Below are 16,424 nucleotides of genomic sequence, written 5' to 3' on the forward strand. Positions count from 1 at the left end.
GCCCCGCCGTCCGGCGGTTCGGTCCTGCGTCGCGGCGGGCGGGTCCGCCCCTGTCGGGACGTGCCTGCACGCCAAGCAACCGTTCTAGTGTGCCAGAGGCGGTCGCGCTCGGCCAAATCGGGCCTACACCGCCGCCGCTCCCCCGTCACGCACCCTCGCGACCGTGGCGCGTCGGGCCCGGGGCCACGCGAAGGGCCCCGCCCCACCAGGTGGTGGAACGGGGCCCTTCGGCGCTCAACCGGTGCGCGACCGGCGTCGGGTCACTTCGTGATCTTGGTGACCCGGCCGGCGCCGACGGTGCGGCCGCCCTCGCGGATGGCGAATCGCAGGCCCTCCTCCATGGCGATCGGCTGGATGAGCTCGACGGACATCTCGGTGTTGTCACCGGGCATGACCATCTCGGTGCCCTCCGGCAGCTTCACGACACCGGTGACGTCCGTGGTGCGGAAGTAGAACTGCGGACGGTAGTTGTCGTAGAACGGCGTGTGCCGGCCACCCTCGTCCTTGGACAGGATGTAGACGTTGCCCTCGAACTCGGTGTGCGGGGTGATCGAGCCCGGCTGGACGACGACCTGGCCGCGCTCGACGTCCTCGCGCTTGATGCCGCGGAGCAGGAGGCCGACGTTCTCGCCCGCACGACCCTCGTCGAGGAGCTTGCGGAACATCTCGATGCCGGTGACGGTCGTCTTCGTGGGCGGGCCGGGGTTGATGCCGACGATCTCGACGTCCTGGTTGACGTTGAGGATCCCGCGCTCGATACGACCGGTGACGACGGTGCCGCGACCGGTGATCGTGAAGACGTCCTCGACCGGCATGAGGAACGGCTTGTCCGTCTCACGCTGCGGCTCGGGGATGTAGGTGTCGACCGCGCTCATGAGCTCGAGGACCGACTTGCCCCACTCGGCGTCGCCCTCGAGGGCCTTGAGCGCCGAGACCTTGACGACCGGCAGGTCGTCGCCCGGGAACTCGTAGTCGGACAGCAGCTCGCGGACCTCCATCTCGACGAGCTCGAGGATCTCCTCGTCGTCGACCATGTCGGCCTTGTTGAGCGCCACGACGATGTAGGGGACGCCGACCTGGCGGGCCAGGAGGACGTGCTCCTTCGTCTGCGGCATGGGGCCGTCGGTCGCCGCGACCACGAGGATCGCGCCGTCCATCTGCGCCGCACCCGTGATCATGTTCTTCACGTAGTCGGCGTGACCCGGGCAGTCGACGTGGGCGTAGTGACGCTCCTCCGTCTGGTACTCGATGTGCGCGATCGAGATCGTGATGCCGCGCTGCTTCTCCTCGGGCGCCTTGTCGATCGAGTCGAACGGCGACGCCTCGTTGAGGTCCGGGTACGCGTCGTGCAGGACCTTGGAGATCGCAGCCGTCAGCGTCGTCTTGCCATGGTCGATGTGACCGATGGTTCCGATGTTGACGTGCGGCTTGGACCGCTCGAACTTTGCCTTCGCCACTTGATGTCCTCCTCAGGACTCTCTACTTGAACGCCGATACGACCGGGCAGGACGTGGCGTCGTCTGGGGTTGGTGGATGCTTCTCTCAGCGGAGACCAGCGACCAGTCTAACGGTCACTCGCCCCGGGTCTTCTTGATGATCTCCTCGGCCACGGACTTCGGGACCTCGGCGTAGGAGTCGAACTCCATCGAGTAGTTCGCCCGACCCTGGGTCTTGGACCGCAGGTCGCCGACGTAGCCGAACATCTCGGACAGCGGGACCAGGCCGCGGACGACCTTGGCGCCGCTGACGTCCTCCATGGACTGGATGTGACCACGACGCGCGTTGACGTCGCCGATCACGTCGCCCATGTAGTCCTCGGGGGTGCGGACCTCGACGGCCATCATCGGCTCGAGGAGGACCGGGTCGCACTTGCGCACGGCCTCCTTGAACGCCATCGAGCCCGCGATCTTGAACGCCATCTCGGACGAGTCGACGTCGTGCGCCTGGCCGTCGAGCAGCGTCGCCTTGACGCCGACCATCGGGTACCCGGCGAGGATGCCGTACTGCATGGCGTCCTGGATGCCGGCGTCCACCGACGGGATGTACTCGCGGGGGACGCGTCCGCCGGTGACCTTGTTGTCGAACTCGTAGAGCTCGCCCTCGGCGGTGTCGAGCGGTGCGAGCGCGATCTGGACCTTCGCGAACTGCCCGGACCCACCCGTCTGCTTCTTGTGGGTGTAGTCGTAGCGGTCGATCGGCTTGCGGATCGTCTCGCGGTAGGCGACCTGCGGCTTGCCGACGTTCGCCTCGACCTTGAACTCGCGCTTCATGCGGTCCACGAGGATGTCGAGGTGGAGCTCGCCCATGCCGGCGATGATCGTCTGGCCGGTCTCCTCGTCGAGGTTGACCTGGAAGGTCGGGTCCTCCTCGGCGAGCTTCTGGATGGCCGTCGACAGCTTCTCCTGGTCACCCTTGGTCTTGGGCTCGATGGCCACCTGGATGACCGGCTCGGGGAAGGTCATCGACTCGAGGACGACCGGGGCGTCCATCGCCGAGAGCGTGTCGCCCGTCGTCGTCGTCTTCAGGCCGATGGCGGCGTAGATGTGGCCGGCCATCGCGTCCTCGACCGGGTTCTCCTTGTTGGCGTGCATCTGGAAGAGCTTCCCGATGCGCTCCTTCTTGCCCTTGGTGCTGTTGAGCACCTGGGTGCCGGCGGAGATGTGGCCGGAGTAGACGCGGATGAACGTCAGCGTGCCGAAGAACGGGTGCGAGGCGACCTTGAAGGCGAGCGCGGAGAACGGCTCCTCCTTGCTCGGGGCCCGGGTGATCTCCTCGTCCTCGTTGCCCATCGCGTGGCCGTGCATCGGCGGGACGTCGAGCGGCGAGGGGAGGTAGTCGACGACGGCGTCGAGCATCGGCTGGACACCGCGGTTCTTGAACGCGGAGCCGCACAGGACCGGGTAGAGCTCGGACTTGATCGTCAGGGTGCGGATGCCCTCCTTGATCTCCTCCGGGGTCAGCTCGCCGCCCTCGAGGTACTTCTCCATGAGGGCGTCGTCGGACTCGGCGACCCGCTCGATGAGGTGGTGGCGGTACTCCTCCACCCGCTCCGTCATGTCGGCCGGGATCTCCTGGATCTCGTACTTCGCGCCGAGCGTGACGTCACCCTTGGCGTCGCCCTCCCAGACGAGCGCGCGCTTGTAGATGAGGTCGACGACACCGATGAAGTCGTTCTCGGCACCGATCGGCAGCTGGAGCACGAGCGGCTCCGCGCCGAGGCGGTCCTTGATGGTGTCGACGGTGAAGTAGAAGTCCGCGCCGAGCTTGTCCATCTTGTTGACGAAGCAGATGCGCGGCACGCCGTACTTGTCGGCCTGGCGCCACACCGTCTCGGACTGCGGCTCGACACCCTCCTTGCCGTCGAACACGGCGACGGCGCCGTCGAGGACGCGCAGCGAGCGCTCGACCTCGACGGTGAAGTCGACGTGCCCGGGGGTGTCGATGATGTTGACCTGGTGGCCCTCCCAGAAGGAGGTCACCGCGGCGGAGGTGATGGTGATCCCCCGCTCCTTCTCCTGCTCCATCCAGTCGGTGGTCGAGGCGCCGTCGTGCGTCTCGCCCATCTTCCGGTTGACGCCGGTGTAGAAGAGGATGCGCTCCGTCGCCGTCGTCTTGCCGGCGTCGATGTGCGCCATGATGCCGATGTTGCGGACCTGCTTGAGGTCCGTCAGGACGTCCTGTGCCACGTTCGGTGCTCTCGTCTCGTCGCTGGGTGTGCGGGGTGTCGGTACGCGGTACCGCGGTGCCCCGGGACCGGCCGCGGGTGGGCGGCCGGTCCCGGACGGGTCACCAGCGGTAGTGCGCGAAGGCCTTGTTCGACTCGGCCATCTTGTGCGTGTCCTCACGACGCTTCACCGCGGCACCGAGGCCGTTGGAGGCGTCGAGGATCTCGTTCATGAGGCGCTCGGTCATCGTCTTCTCGCGGCGCTGCCGGGAGTAGCCGACGAGCCAGCGCAGCGACAGCGTCGTCGCGCGGTTCGGCTTGACCTCGATCGGGACCTGGTAGGTGGCACCGCCGACGCGGCGGGACTTGACCTCCAGGGTCGGCTTGATGTTGTCGAGCGCGCGCTTGAGCGTCTGGACCGGGTCGGTGCCGGTCTTGTCGCGGCAGCCCTCGAGGGCGCCGTAGACGATGCGCTCGGCGGTGGACTTCTTGCCGTCGAGGAGCACCTTGTTCACCAGCGCCGTCACGAGCGGCGAGGCGTACACGGGGTCGACGACGAGCGGCCGCTTCGGAGCGGGTCCCTTACGAGGCATCAGCTCTTCCCCTTCTTCGCGCCGTAGCGGCTCCGCGCCTGGTTGCGGTTCTTGACACCCTGGGTGTCGAGGGCGCCGCGGATGATCTTGTAGCGGACACCGGGCAGGTCCTTCACGCCGCCGCCCTGGACGAGCACCATCGAGTGCTCCTGCAGGTTGTGGCCGACGCCCGGGATGTAGGCCGTGACCTCGATGCCGCTGGTGAGGCGGACTCGGGCGACCTTGCGGAGGGCGGAGTTGGGCTTACGCGGCGTCGTCGTGTAGACGCGCGTGCAGACGCCGCGGCGCTGCGGGGAGCCCTTGAGCGCGGGGGTGGTGGGCTTGCTGCCCTTGTCCTTCCGCCCCTTGCGCACCAGCTGGTTGATGGTAGGCAACGTGAGTCCTTCGTGTGGTCTGGTCAAGCGTCGGCGTCGGCGCCGATGCTCCTTGTCGTGCCCGGTGCTCGACCCCCGTGGTCGGGTGTGTCGCACCGGGTGCTCCTCCCTGCACTCCCCACGACCGACCCTCGACGAGGGTCTCGATGTGGGGCGCCCGGCAAGAGGTGGGCGAGGCCGCCCCCGACGCCTCCCGGCGGTGGTCGCGGCTCCAGGGTCTGGACCTAGCCAGACACGGATGTCGAGAATACCGGCCAGGGACACGGGGGTCCAAATCGCGGCTTCTCGCGCCGGAGTACCGCTCGGGCCTCCCCGCCTCGGTGACCGGGTCAGACCTCGTCGAGGCGCTCGAAGGCCGGGGCGTAGCGGAAGCGACCCGCGAGGGAGGGCCGCCAGGCGCGCAGCGTGCGCACCTGGAAGAAGCGGTCGCCCCAGGGACCGGGCGAGAGGATCCCGTGGCCCGACGCCGGCTCGAAGCCGAACGCCCCGTAGTACTCGGGGTCCCCGAGGAGGACGACGGCCGGCTCGCCGTGCTGGTCCGCGGTCGCGACGACCGAGGCCATGAGGGCGGCACCGATCCCCTGTCGCTGCAGGTCGGGCCGCACCGCGACCGGCCCGAGCCCGACGGACCGGCCCTCCCCCAGCGTCGCCCGGCTGCAGACGACCGAGCCGACGACCTCGCCGTCGAGCTCGGCGACGAAGGTCAGGGGCGCCAGGACGTCGCCGTCGGAGCGGAGCCCGTCGACGAGGGTCCGCTCCGCCGCGTGCCCGCCGCCGGCGGCGGGGAAGGCAGCGTCGAGCAGGTCCGCGACGGCCGCGTGGTCCTGCGGGCGCTCCGGGCGGATCACGAGGTCGGCGCGCATCCGCTCATCCTGCCGTACCGGGAGCACGGTGCAGCACCGAGAGGGAGTAGGTGAGCTCCCGCCCCTCGCGGTGGACGACGAGGGCGGTCTCCTCGACCTCGTCCCCCGGCGCGGCCACGGACCGCAGGCCGGCGAGCAGGTCCGGCGCGGGGTGGGAGGACCAGACGACGCCCACGCCGCCCGGGGCGAGGGACCGCCGCAGGGCCGCCAGCCCGGACCGCTCGTAGAGCGCGGCGTTGCCGGGGTGGAGCAGGAAGCCCGGCCCGTTGTCGACGTCGAGGAGCACCACGTCCCACGGGCCGGGCGGGGAGCCGGCGCCGGTGAGGACGTGGGCGACGTCGTCGGCGACGAGCCGGCACCGCTCCCCCTCGAGTCCGGCGAGCTCCGGGACGAGACCCTCCCGGGCCCAGCGCACGAGCGGCTCGGCCAGCTCGACCACGTCGACCCGGCGGACCCGGGGGTCGGCGAGCACGGCCCGGGCCGTGAAGCCCAGTCCCAGCCCGCCGACGAGCACCCGCTCCGGCTCCTGGTGCCGGGTGAGCGCCGCCTCGGCCAGCCGGACCTCCGTCGTCGTGTCGACGGTGTCCATCGCGAACGCCCCGTCGACGACGAGCTCGAGGACCGCCCCGCGGCGCCGGAGGACGACCTCGCCGTGCGGCGTCGCCTCGCGGGCGAGCGTCAGCGGCGGGTCGGGCTCCATCGGGGCAGTCTCGTCGACGGAACGGGACACGCCGTGCGGGCGAGTGCCCACACGGCGTGTCCTGTGCGCTCGACGGCGAGCGCTGCCCGTCGTCAGAGCCGGTCGAGACCCAGCTCGGAGTCGTCGAGGCGGACGGCCTCGCCGGAGCCCGGACCGAACGAGAACGCGTAGTCCTCGTAGTTCGGCATCGAGTACATCGCCGCCTTGGCCTCCTCGGTGGGCTCGACCGTGATGTTCCGGTAGCGGGCGAGACCCGTACCGGCCGGGATGAGCTTTCCGAGGATGACGTTCTCCTTGAGGCCGAGCAGCGGGTCGGAGCGACCCTCCATCGCGGCCTCGGTGAGCACCCGGGTGGTCTCCTGGAACGAGGCCGCCGACAGCCACGACTCGGTCGCGAGCGAGGCCTTCGTGATGCCCATGAGCTCCGGACGACCCGAGGCGGGCTTCCCGCCCTCGGAGACGACCCGGCGGTTCTCGGTCTCGAACCGGCCGCGCTCGGCGAGCATGCCCGGGAGCAGGTCGGCGTCGCCCGACTCGATGATCGTGATCCGGCGGAGCATCTGCCGGACGATGACCTCGATGTGCTTGTCGTGGATCGACACACCCTGCTGGCGGTACACGTCCTGGACCTCGTCGACGAGGTGCATCTGCACCGCGCGCGGGCCGAGGATGCGCAGCACCTGCTTGGGGTCGATGGACCCCTGCGTCAGCTGCGCGCCGACCTCGACGTGCTGCCCGTCCTGGACGAGCAGGCGGGCCCGCTTCGTCACCGGGTAGGCCTGGTCGTCCGAGCCGTCGTCCGGCGTGATGACGATCCGGCGCGCCTTGTCGGTCTCCTCGACCGTCACCCGGCCGGCGGCCTCGGTGATCGGCGCGACACCCTTCGGGGTGCGGGCCTCGAAGAGCTCGACGACACGCGGCAGACCCTGGGTGATGTCGTCACCGGCCACACCACCGGTGTGGAAGGTCCGCATCGTCAGCTGGGTGCCGGGCTCACCGATGGACTGCGCCGCGATGATGCCGACGGCCTCACCGATGTCGACGAGCTTGCCGGTGGCCAGCGAGCGGCCGTAGCACTTCGCGCAGGTCCCGACCTTGGAGTCGCAGGTCAGCACCGAGCGCACCTTGACGGAGTCGACCCCGGCCGCGAAGAGCGCGCCGATGACGACGTCCCCGAGGTCGATGCCGGCCTCGGCGAGGACCTCGCCGTCCTTCTCGACGGCCTCGGCGAGGCTGCGGGCGTAGACCGCGGTCTCGACGTCGTCGTGGACGGCCCGGTCGCCGGTGCGCTCGTCGGTCGAGGCGATCGGCATCGACAGGCCACGCTCGGTCCCGCAGTCGTCCTCACGGATGATGACGTCCTGCGAGACGTCGACGAGACGCCGGGTGAGGTACCCGGAGTCGGCCGTGCGCAGCGCGGTGTCGGCCAGGCCCTTGCGGGAGCCGTGCGTCGAGATGAAGAACTCGAGCACCGACAGACCCTCGCGGAAGTTCGCGCGGATCGGTCGCGGGATGATGTCGCCCTTCGGGTTCGACACCAGGCCGCGCATGCCGGCGATCTGGCGGAGCTGCATCCAGTTACCGCGCGCACCCGAGTTCACCATCCGGTAGATGGTGTTGGTGCGCGGGATGTTGCCCTCCATCTCCTTGGCGACCTCGTTCGTCGCCTGGGTCCAGATCTCGATGAGCTCCTGACGGCGCTCGTCGTCGGTGATGAGACCGCGCTCGTACTGCGCCTGGACCTTCGTCGCCTTCGTCTCGTAGGCCTCGAGGATCTCGAGCTTGCGCGGCGGGGTGACGACGTCGGAGATGGCGACCGTCGTGCCGGACCGGGTGGCCCAGTGGAAGCCGTACTCCTTGAGCGCGTCGAGGCTCGCCGCGACCTGCACCTTGCTGTACCGCTCGGCGAGGTCGTTGACGATCGTCGACAGGCGCTTTTTGTCGACCTGGGCGTTGACGTACGGGTAGTCGAGCGGGAGCGTCTCGTTGAAGAGCGCACGCCCCAGCGTCGTCTCGAGCGTCATCGACGGCACCGTGCCGTCCTCGCCGACGGAGACGCCCTCGGGCAGCTCCATGAGCGGGGTCGGGACGACGTCGGTGAGACGGATCTTCACCGTCGAGCCGAGGTCGATCTCGCCCGCGTCGAACGCCATCCTGGCCTCGGCGACGCTCGCGAAGAACCGGCCCTCGCCCGTGCCCTCCTCGACCGCGGAGGTCAGGTGGTACAGGCCGATGATCATGTCCTGGGTCGGCATGGTCACGGGACGGCCGTCGGCCGGCTTGAGGATGTTGTTCGAGGACAGCATGAGGATGCGGGCCTCGGCCTGGGCCTCCGCCGACAGCGGCACGTGCACGGCCATCTGGTCACCGTCGAAGTCCGCGTTGAACGCGGTGCAGACGAGCGGGTGGATCTGGATGGCCTTGCCCTCGACGAGCTGCGGCTCGAAGGCCTGGATGCCGAGGCGGTGCAGCGTGGGCGCACGGTTGAGGAGCACCGGGTGCTCGGTGATGACCTCCTCGAGGACGTCCCACACGACCGGGCGCTGGCGCTCGACCATCCGCTTGGCCGACTTGATGTTCTGCGCGTGGTCGAGGTCGACGAGCCGCTTCATGACGAACGGCTTGAAGAGCTCGAGCGCCATCTGCTTCGGCAGGCCGCACTGGTGCAGCTTGAGCTGCGGACCGACGACGATGACCGACCGGCCCGAGTAGTCGACGCGCTTGCCGAGCAGGTTCTGGCGGAACCGGCCCTGCTTGCCCTTGAGCATGTCGGACAGCGACTTCAGCGGACGGTTGCCCGGACCCGTGACGGGGCGGCCGCGACGACCGTTGTCGAAGAGGCTGTCGACGGCCTCCTGGAGCATCCGCTTCTCGTTGTTGACGATGATCTCGGGCGCACCGAGGTCGAGAAGCCGCTTGAGGCGGTTGTTCCGGTTGATGACGCGGCGGTACAGGTCGTTGAGGTCCGAGGTGGCGAAGCGGCCACCGTCGAGCTGGACCATCGGACGCAGGTCCGGCGGGATGACCGGGATCGCGTCGAGGACCATGCCGGCCGGCTGGTTCGTCGTCGTCTGGAACGCGGACACGACCTTGAGGCGCTTGAGCGCGCGGGTCTTGCGCTGGCCCTTGCCCGTCGCGATCGTCTCGCGCAGCGACTCGGACTCGGCGTCGAGGTCGAAGGTCTCGAGGCGCTTCTGGATCGCCGCGGCGCCCATCCCGCCCTCGAAGTAGAGGCCGAAGCGGTCGCGCATCTCGCGGTAGAGGACCTCGTCGCCCTCGAGGTCCTGGACCTTGAGGTTCTTGAACCGGTCCCAGACCTGCTCGAGCCGCTCGACGGCCTGGTCGGACCGGCGACGGATCGCGTTCATCTCGCGCTCGGCGGAGTCACGGACCTTGCGCTTGGCGTCGGACTTGGCGCCCTCGGCCTCGAGCGCGGCGATGTCGTCCTCGAGCTTCTTGGCGCGGGTCTCGACGTCGGCGTCGCGCCGGTTCTCGACCTCCTTCTTCTCGACCTGGATCTGCGCCTCGAGCGAGGGCAGGTCGGCGTGCCGCTGCTCCTCGTCGACGTGCGTGATCATGTAGGCCGCGAAGTAGATGACCTTCTCGAGGTCCTTCGGGGCGAGGTCGAGGAGGTACCCGAGCCGGCTCGGGACGCCCTTGAAGTACCAGATGTGGGTGACGGGGGCGGCGAGCTCGATGTGGCCCATCCGCTCACGACGCACGGCGGCGCGGGTGACCTCGACGCCGCAGCGCTCGCAGATGATGCCCTTGAAGCGGACGCGCTTGTACTTGCCGCAGGCGCACTCCCAGTCCCGGGTGGGGCCGAAGATCTTCTCGCAGAAGAGGCCGTCCTTCTCGGGCTTGAGGGTGCGGTAGTTGATCGTCTCGGGCTTCTTGACCTCACCGTGGCTCCAGGCACGGATGGAGTCGGCGGTGGCGAGGCCGATCCGGAGCTCGTCGAAGAAGTTGACGTCGAGCACGTGGTTCCTTCTCTCGTTGCTGAAATCTGTGGTCTGACGGGTGTGAGTCGGGCGGGCCCCCGGTCCGGGACGCGACGTGCGTCCCGGACCGGGTCACCAGTCAGACCTCTTCGACGCTGCTCGGCTCCCGCCGGGACAGGTCGATACCGAGCTCCTCGGCGGCGCGGAAGACGTCGTCCTCGGCGTCGTGCATCTCGATCGTGGAGCCGTCGCTCGACAGCACCTCGACGTTGAGGCAGAGGCTCTGCATCTCCTTGATGAGCACCTTGAAGGACTCGGGGATGCCGGGCTCGGGGATGTTGTCGCCCTTGACGACGGCCTCGTACACCTTGACGCGGCCGTTGACGTCGTCGGACTTGATCGTGAGCAGCTCCTGGAGCGCGTAGGCCGCGCCGTACGCCTCGAGGGCCCAGACCTCCATCTCACCGAAGCGCTGGCCACCGAACTGGGCCTTACCGCCGAGCGGCTGCTGGGTGATCATCGAGTACGGACCCGTGCTGCGCGCGTGGATCTTGTCGTCCACGAGGTGGTGCAGCTTGAGGATGTACATGTAGCCCACGGACACCGGCTCGGGGAACGGCTCGCCGGAGCGGCCGTCGAAGAGCCGGGCCTTGCCGGAGCCGTCGATGAGGCGGTCGCCGTCACGGGTCGGCAGGGTGCTGTCGAGCAGCCCGACGATCTCGTTCTCGCGGCAGCCGTCGAAAACCGGCGACGCGACGCGGGTCCCCGCGGGGGCCTCACGGGCGTCCTCGGGGATGAGCGAGGCCCAGTCCGGCTCGCCCTCGATCTTCCACCCGCGGCTGGCGGCCCAGCCGAGGTGCAGCTCGAGGATCTGGCCGACGTTCATCCGGCCGGGGACACCGAGCGGGTTGAGGACGATGTCGACGGGGGTCCCGTCGGGCAGGAACGGCATGTCCTCGACCGGGAGGATCTTGGAGATGACGCCCTTGTTGCCGTGCCGGCCGGCGAGCTTGTCGCCGTCGGTGATCTTCCGCTTGTTCGCGACGTAGACGCGGACCAGCTGGTTGACACCCGGGGGCAGCTCGTCGCCCTCGTCCTTGTCGAAGACCTTGACGCCGATGACGGTGCCGGTCTCGCCGTGGGGGACCTTGAGGGAGGTGTCGCGGACCTCGCGGGCCTTCTCGCCGAAGATCGCACGGAGCAGGCGCTCCTCCGGGGTCAGCTCGGTCTCGCCCTTGGGCGTGACCTTGCCGACGAGGAGGTCGCCGTCGCGGACCTCGGCACCGATCCGGATGATGCCGCGCTCGTCGAGGTCGGCGAGGACGTCCTCGCTGACGTTCGGGATGTCGCGGGTAATCTCCTCCGGGCCGAGCTTCGTGTCGCGGGCGTCGACCTCGTGCTCCTCGATGTGGATCGAGGACAGGACGTCGTCCTGCACCAGACGCTGGCTGAGGATGATCGCGTCCTCGTAGTTGTGGCCCTCCCACGGCATGAACGCCACGAGGAGGTTGCGCCCGAGCGCCATCTCGCCGCCCTCGGTCGCGGGACCGTCGGCGATGAGCTGACCGGCCTCGAGCTTCTGCCCCTCGTCGACCCGGACGACCTGGTTGTAGCTGTTGCCCTGGTTGGACCGGTCGAACTTGTTGATCCGGTAGGTGCGCTGCGTGCCGTCGTCGGCGGCGACCGTCACGAGGTCCGCGGAGACCTCGGTGACGACACCGGCCTTCTCGGCCACGACGACGTCACCGGAGTCGACCGCCGCGCGGTACTCCATGCCGGTGCCGACGAGCGGGGCCTCGGCCCGCACGAGCGGGACGGCCTGACGCTGCATGTTCGAGCCCATGAGCGCGCGGTTGGCGTCGTCGTGCTCGAGGAACGGGATGAGCGCGGTGGCCGCCGAGACCATCTGCCGCGGGGAGACGTCGATGTAGTCGACCTCGTCCTGCGGCACGTTCTCGACCTCGCCGCCCTTGACCCGGACGAGGACGCGCTCGTCGCCGAAGCCGCGGCCGTCCTCGGTGAGGGTGGCGTTGGCCTGGGCGATGACGAAGGTGTCCTCCTCGTCCGCCGACAGGTAGTGGACCTCGTCGGTGATGCGGCCCTTGTCGACCTTGCGGTACGGGGTCTCGATGAAGCCGAAGGAGTTGATCCGCCCGTAGGACGCGAGCGAGCCGATGAGACCGATGTTCGGACCCTCGGGGGTCTCGATCGGGCACATCCGGCCGTAGTGCGACGGGTGGACGTCACGGACCTCCATGCCGGCGCGGTCACGCGAGAGACCACCCGGGCCGAGCGCGTTGAGCCGGCGCTTGTGCGTCAGCCCCGCGAGCGGGTTGTTCTGGTCCATGAACTGGGAGAGCTGGCTGGTGCCGAAGAACTCCTTGATGGACGCCACGACCGGGCGGATGTTGATGAGCGTCTGCGGCGTGATGGCCTCGACGTCCTGGGTCGTCATCCGCTCGCGAACGACGCGCTCCATCCGGGACAGGCCGGTGCGGACCTGGTTCTGGATGAGCTCGCCGACGTTGCGCAGGCGACGGTTGCCGAAGTGGTCGATGTCGTCGGTCTCGACGCGGACGTCGATCTCCTCGCCGCGACGGTGGCCCTTCATCGAGTCCTCGCCGGCGTGCAGCGCGACGATGTACTTGATGGTGGCGACGATGTCGGCGACGGACAGGGTCGACTCGGAGAGGCCGGCGTCGACGCCGAGCTTCTTGTCGATCTTGTAGCGGCCGACCTTCGCGAGGTCGTAGCGCTTGCCGTTGAAGTAGAGGTTGTCGAGCAGCGTCTGCGCGGCCTCCTTCGTCGGCGGCTCGCCCGGACGCAGCTTGCGGTAGATGTCGAGCAGCGCGTCGTCCTGGTCGGTCGTGTTGTCCTTCTCCAGGGTGACCCGCATCGACTCGTAGTCGCCGAACTCCTCGAGGATGTCGGCCTCGGACATGCCGAGGGCCTTGAGCAGGACGGTGACCGACTGCTTGCGCTTGCGGTCGACGCGCACGCCCACGATGTCCCGCTTGTCGATCTCGAACTCGAGCCACGCACCGCGGCTCGGGATGACCTTGGCGCTGTAGATGTCCTTGTCGGACGTCTTGTCGGCGCTGCGCTCGAAGTACACGCCCGGGCTGCGGACGAGCTGGGAGACGACGACCCGCTCGGTGCCGTTGATGACGAAGGTGCCCCGCTCGGTCATGAGCGGGAAGTCGCCCATGAACACCGTCTGGCTCTTGATCTCGCCCGTGGTGTTGTTCATGAACTCGGCGGTGACGAACAGCGGCGCCGAGTACGTCTGGTCCCGCTCCTTGCACTCGTCGATGGAGTACTTGGTCTCCTCGAACCGGTGGTCGCGGAAGCTCAGCGACATCGAGCCGCTGAAGTCCTCGATCGGGGAGATCTCCTCGAAGATCTCCTCGAGACCGGAGCGGTCGGGGACGTCGTCGCGGCCGGCGGCCTGCGCCGCGGCGACGCGCTCCTGCCACTTCTCGTTGCCGAGCAGCCAGTCGAAGCTCTCGGTCTGGAGCGCGAGGAGGTCGGGGACCTCCATGGGCTCGTTGATCTTGGCGAAGGAGAGACGGCCCGAGGCCGTCCGGGCGGAGTTCACGGTGTTCGACGAGGTGCGCGAGGCAGCCAAGGAGGTTCCTTCCACGGGCCATGGGCGAGCGGGCGTGGCCACCCTCACCGACCCTCCGCCGACGACCGCCGTGTCGCGGGTCCCGGGACAGCCGGGGGCATGGCGACGTGGCTGCTCGACGACGAGCGGGGAGGTAGGGGGCAGCGCAAAGAGATAGCATACCCGATTCGGGCAGCACCGTCCAGCCGCGTCAAGCCCCCTGGCTCCCGGTGCGGTCCCCCGCGCGAGCGGGCGACCGGAACAGAATGACGGTCCCATCCCGCCGCGTCAAGCAGATCGGCCCACGTGGCGTGCTCCGGCACCGGATTCCGCCCGCAAGCCGCCGCACGGGCCCGGACGTGCCGATGGGGCCCGACCGGCGTGGTCGGGCCCCATCGGGCCGAGCGTCACCCCCTCACGGGGGCGGGGCTCACTTGAGGGTGACGGTGGCGCCGGCGCCCTCGAGCTGCTCCTTGGCCTTCTCGGCCGCGTCCTTGTCGACCTTCTCGAGGACCGGCTTCGGCGCGCCGTCGACGAGGTCCTTGGCCTCCTTGAGACCGAGGGAGGTCAGCGCACGGACCTCCTTGATGACGGCGATCTTCTTGTCGCCGGCGGCCTCGAGGACGACGTCGAACTCGTCCTGCTCGGCGGCGGCGTCGCCGCCACCGTCGCCACCGGCGGCCGGGGCGGCCGCACCGGCGACCGCGACGGGCGCGGCGGCGGTGACGTTGAAGGTGTCCTCGAACTCCTTGACGAACTCGGAGAGCTCGATGAGGGTCATCTCCTTGAAGGCGTCAAGGAGCTCGTCGGTGCTGAGCTTGGCCATGATGGCGTCCTTTCGTACTGGGGTGCCGTGAGTGGCGGTTTGTCGGATGAGCGGACCCGGTGGGTCAGCTCGCGTCGCCACCCTCGGCGACGTCGGTGGTCTCCTCGCCGGCCGCGGCGGGGGCGTCGGTGGTGGCCACCGGGCCCTCGGCCTCGACCTTGGCCCGCAGCGCCTCGACCACACGAGCCGTCTGCGACAGCGGAGCCGCGAAGAGCGAGACAGCGTTGCTGAGCGAGGCGTTCATGGCGCCGGCCAGCTTCGCGAGGAGCACCTCGCGGGACTCGAGGTCCGCGAGCTTGGTGATCTCCTCGGCGCTGAGGGTCTTGCCCTCCATGACGCCGCCCTTGATCACCAGGTGAGGGTTGGCCTTGGCGAAGTCGCGCAGACCCTTGGCCGCCTCCACCGGGTCGCCCTCGACGAAGGCGATGGCGGACGGGCCGACGAGCTGACCGTCGAACGCGGTCACCCCGGCGTCCTCGGCAGCACGCTTGGTCAGCGTGTTCTTGACCACGGCGTAGGTCGCGTTGCCACGCAGCGAGCGGCGGAGCTCGGTGATCTGCGCCACCGAGAGCCCGCGGTACTCCGTGAGGACGGCAGCCGTCGAGCTCTGGAACTTCTCCGAGATCTCGGCGATCGCCGCGGCCTTGTCGGCTCGTGACATCCGGGCCTCCTTCCGTCAGGTCCGACCGACGGGAAGGCCCGGACACGGCAGCGAGCCCCGGCGCAGGGCACGGGGCTCGTCGGGGCGCGAACGGACAGCGTCCGGTCGTCCGGGGAACTTCGTGGCCTACGCTGGACGCCCGCGAGTGGCGGGGCCTTCGACCCGGTGCGGGTGCACCGGACATCCGGCGGTCTACGGTCAGGCCCCAGCGTAGGGGACCGCGGCCCCCCGGCCCAAATCGCCCGGGTCCGGTCGGACCCGGGCGCTGGACGCCGGCTCAGCCGGCGGAGGGCGTCCGCAGGGTGCCGACCTCGTCCGCGGGAGGCGCGGCCACCTCGACCGGCTCCCCCCACGCCGACCAGCGGACCTCCACGGCGCGGCCGTCGAGGCCGCTCGCGAGCGCGACGGGAAGGCCGTCGGCACCGACGGTGAAGGACGCCGTGACGCCCTCCTCCGGGACCGTCGGCCCAGGCCCGCCGACCGCGGCGCGCAGGCCCCCGAGCGCGGCCGCGCCGTCCCCCGCGGCCGCGGCGAGCTGCTCGCGCGTCAGCGTCGCCTCGTAGGTGGTCTCGCCGTCCTCGACCGCCGTCACGGTGGCGGCCACCCCGTCCAGGGCCGCACGCCCCTGTTTCGGCCCGCCCCCGTCCTGGAGTCGCTCGAGGAGCGAGCCGAGCATCCGCGAGGCGGGGTCGTCCCCGTCGGGCGAGACCTCCACCCACGGGTCGCCGCCGGAGAAGCGGGTGACGGCGTCGCCGCCGAGGTAGACCGTGGCGCCGACCCGGACGACCTCGAGGGTCGCGCCGTCCTTCGTCAGCGTCATCGCGGCACGCCGCTCCTCACCGGTGTGGTCGAGGTCGCCGTCGAGCACCACGTCGCCGTCGACGCTCGCCGTGACGTGGGCCGTGCCCTCCCGCCCTGCGGCCTGCACGCTCGCGCGGGCGACCTCCTGGAGGGCGACGGTGTCGCCGACGGCGGGGCCGGCACCGGCGGGTGCGGTCGTCGTGCCGCAGCCGGCGAGGGCGAGGGCGCCCGAGAGGGCGAGGGTGGCGAGGGCGGTGCGCGTCATGGTGCTCCCCGATCGGTGGCGTCACGTCGGTCCGGTCGTGCCTGACCGGCAGGCTACGGACCGAACCTGGACGCGCGCCGGGACACCGGGGGACGGCGACCGGGCCCCCCCCCCGCGGGGGGGGGGGGC

11 protein-coding genes are annotated in these 16,424 nt (G+C 69.9%); all 11 read right to left on the reverse strand.

Going from position 1 to position 16,424, the window contains the following annotated elements:
• Positions 1-260 precede the first annotated feature (260 nt).
• Positions 261-1,457 carry an elongation factor Tu gene (gene tuf / locus KC207_RS07250; RefSeq protein ID WP_211602336.1) on the reverse strand — a complete coding sequence of 399 codons (1,197 nt, stop codon included), beginning with the start codon at positions 1,455-1,457 and terminating at the stop codon, positions 261-263.
• A gap of 114 nt (positions 1,458-1,571) precedes the next feature.
• Positions 1,572-3,686, reverse strand: a complete 2,115-nt coding sequence (fusA, locus tag KC207_RS07255) for an elongation factor G (protein ID WP_211602337.1) — start codon at positions 3,684-3,686, stop codon at positions 1,572-1,574.
• A 100-nt stretch (positions 3,687-3,786) separates the two neighbouring features.
• Positions 3,787-4,257 carry a 30S ribosomal protein S7 gene (gene rpsG, locus KC207_RS07260; RefSeq protein ID WP_211602338.1) on the reverse strand — a complete coding sequence of 157 codons (471 nt, stop codon included), beginning with the start codon at positions 4,255-4,257 and terminating at the stop codon, positions 3,787-3,789.
• Entirely contained in the window at positions 4,257-4,631 is a 375-nt protein-coding gene (gene rpsL / locus KC207_RS07265; RefSeq protein WP_211602339.1) for a 30S ribosomal protein S12, read from the reverse strand. Before rpsL ends, rpsG begins: the two co-directional genes overlap by 1 nt.
• A gap of 329 nt (positions 4,632-4,960) precedes the next feature.
• The gene (locus tag KC207_RS07270) at positions 4,961-5,494 is read right to left on the reverse strand and encodes a GNAT family N-acetyltransferase (RefSeq protein ID WP_211602340.1); all 534 of its coding nucleotides are present in this window, start codon (positions 5,492-5,494) and stop codon (positions 4,961-4,963) included.
• Positions 5,495-5,498: 4 nt separating this feature from the next.
• Complete coding sequence (locus tag KC207_RS07275; RefSeq protein WP_211602341.1) at positions 5,499-6,194, reverse strand: spermine/spermidine synthase domain-containing protein; 696 nt, start codon at positions 6,192-6,194, stop codon at positions 5,499-5,501.
• 92 nt (positions 6,195-6,286) lie between these two features.
• Positions 6,287-10,174, reverse strand: coding sequence for a DNA-directed RNA polymerase subunit beta' (locus KC207_RS07280; protein ID WP_211602342.1), 3,888 nt, complete (start codon positions 10,172-10,174; stop codon positions 6,287-6,289).
• Between the two features lie 100 nt (positions 10,175-10,274).
• A complete protein-coding gene (rpoB, locus tag KC207_RS07285) occupies positions 10,275-13,763 on the reverse strand; it encodes a DNA-directed RNA polymerase subunit beta (RefSeq protein WP_211602343.1) in 3,489 nt (1,162 codons plus the stop codon).
• Positions 13,764-14,172: 409 nt separating this feature from the next.
• Positions 14,173-14,568 (reverse strand): 50S ribosomal protein L7/L12, encoded by a 396-nt coding sequence (gene rplL / locus KC207_RS07290; RefSeq protein WP_211602344.1) that lies wholly within the window; start codon positions 14,566-14,568, stop codon positions 14,173-14,175.
• Between the two features lie 64 nt (positions 14,569-14,632).
• Positions 14,633-15,229: a 50S ribosomal protein L10 gene (rplJ, locus tag KC207_RS07295; protein WP_211602345.1), complete on the reverse strand. Its 597-nt coding sequence runs from the start codon at positions 15,227-15,229 to the stop codon at positions 14,633-14,635.
• A 277-nt stretch (positions 15,230-15,506) separates the two neighbouring features.
• Positions 15,507-16,295: a hypothetical protein gene (locus KC207_RS07300; RefSeq protein ID WP_211602346.1), complete on the reverse strand. Its 789-nt coding sequence runs from the start codon at positions 16,293-16,295 to the stop codon at positions 15,507-15,509.
• Positions 16,296-16,424: the final 129 nt, after the last annotated feature.

Origin of the sequence: Phycicoccus avicenniae (genome assembly GCF_018139485.1) — a bacterium.
Lineage (GTDB): Bacteria > Actinomycetota > Actinomycetes > Actinomycetales > Dermatophilaceae > Phycicoccus > Phycicoccus avicenniae.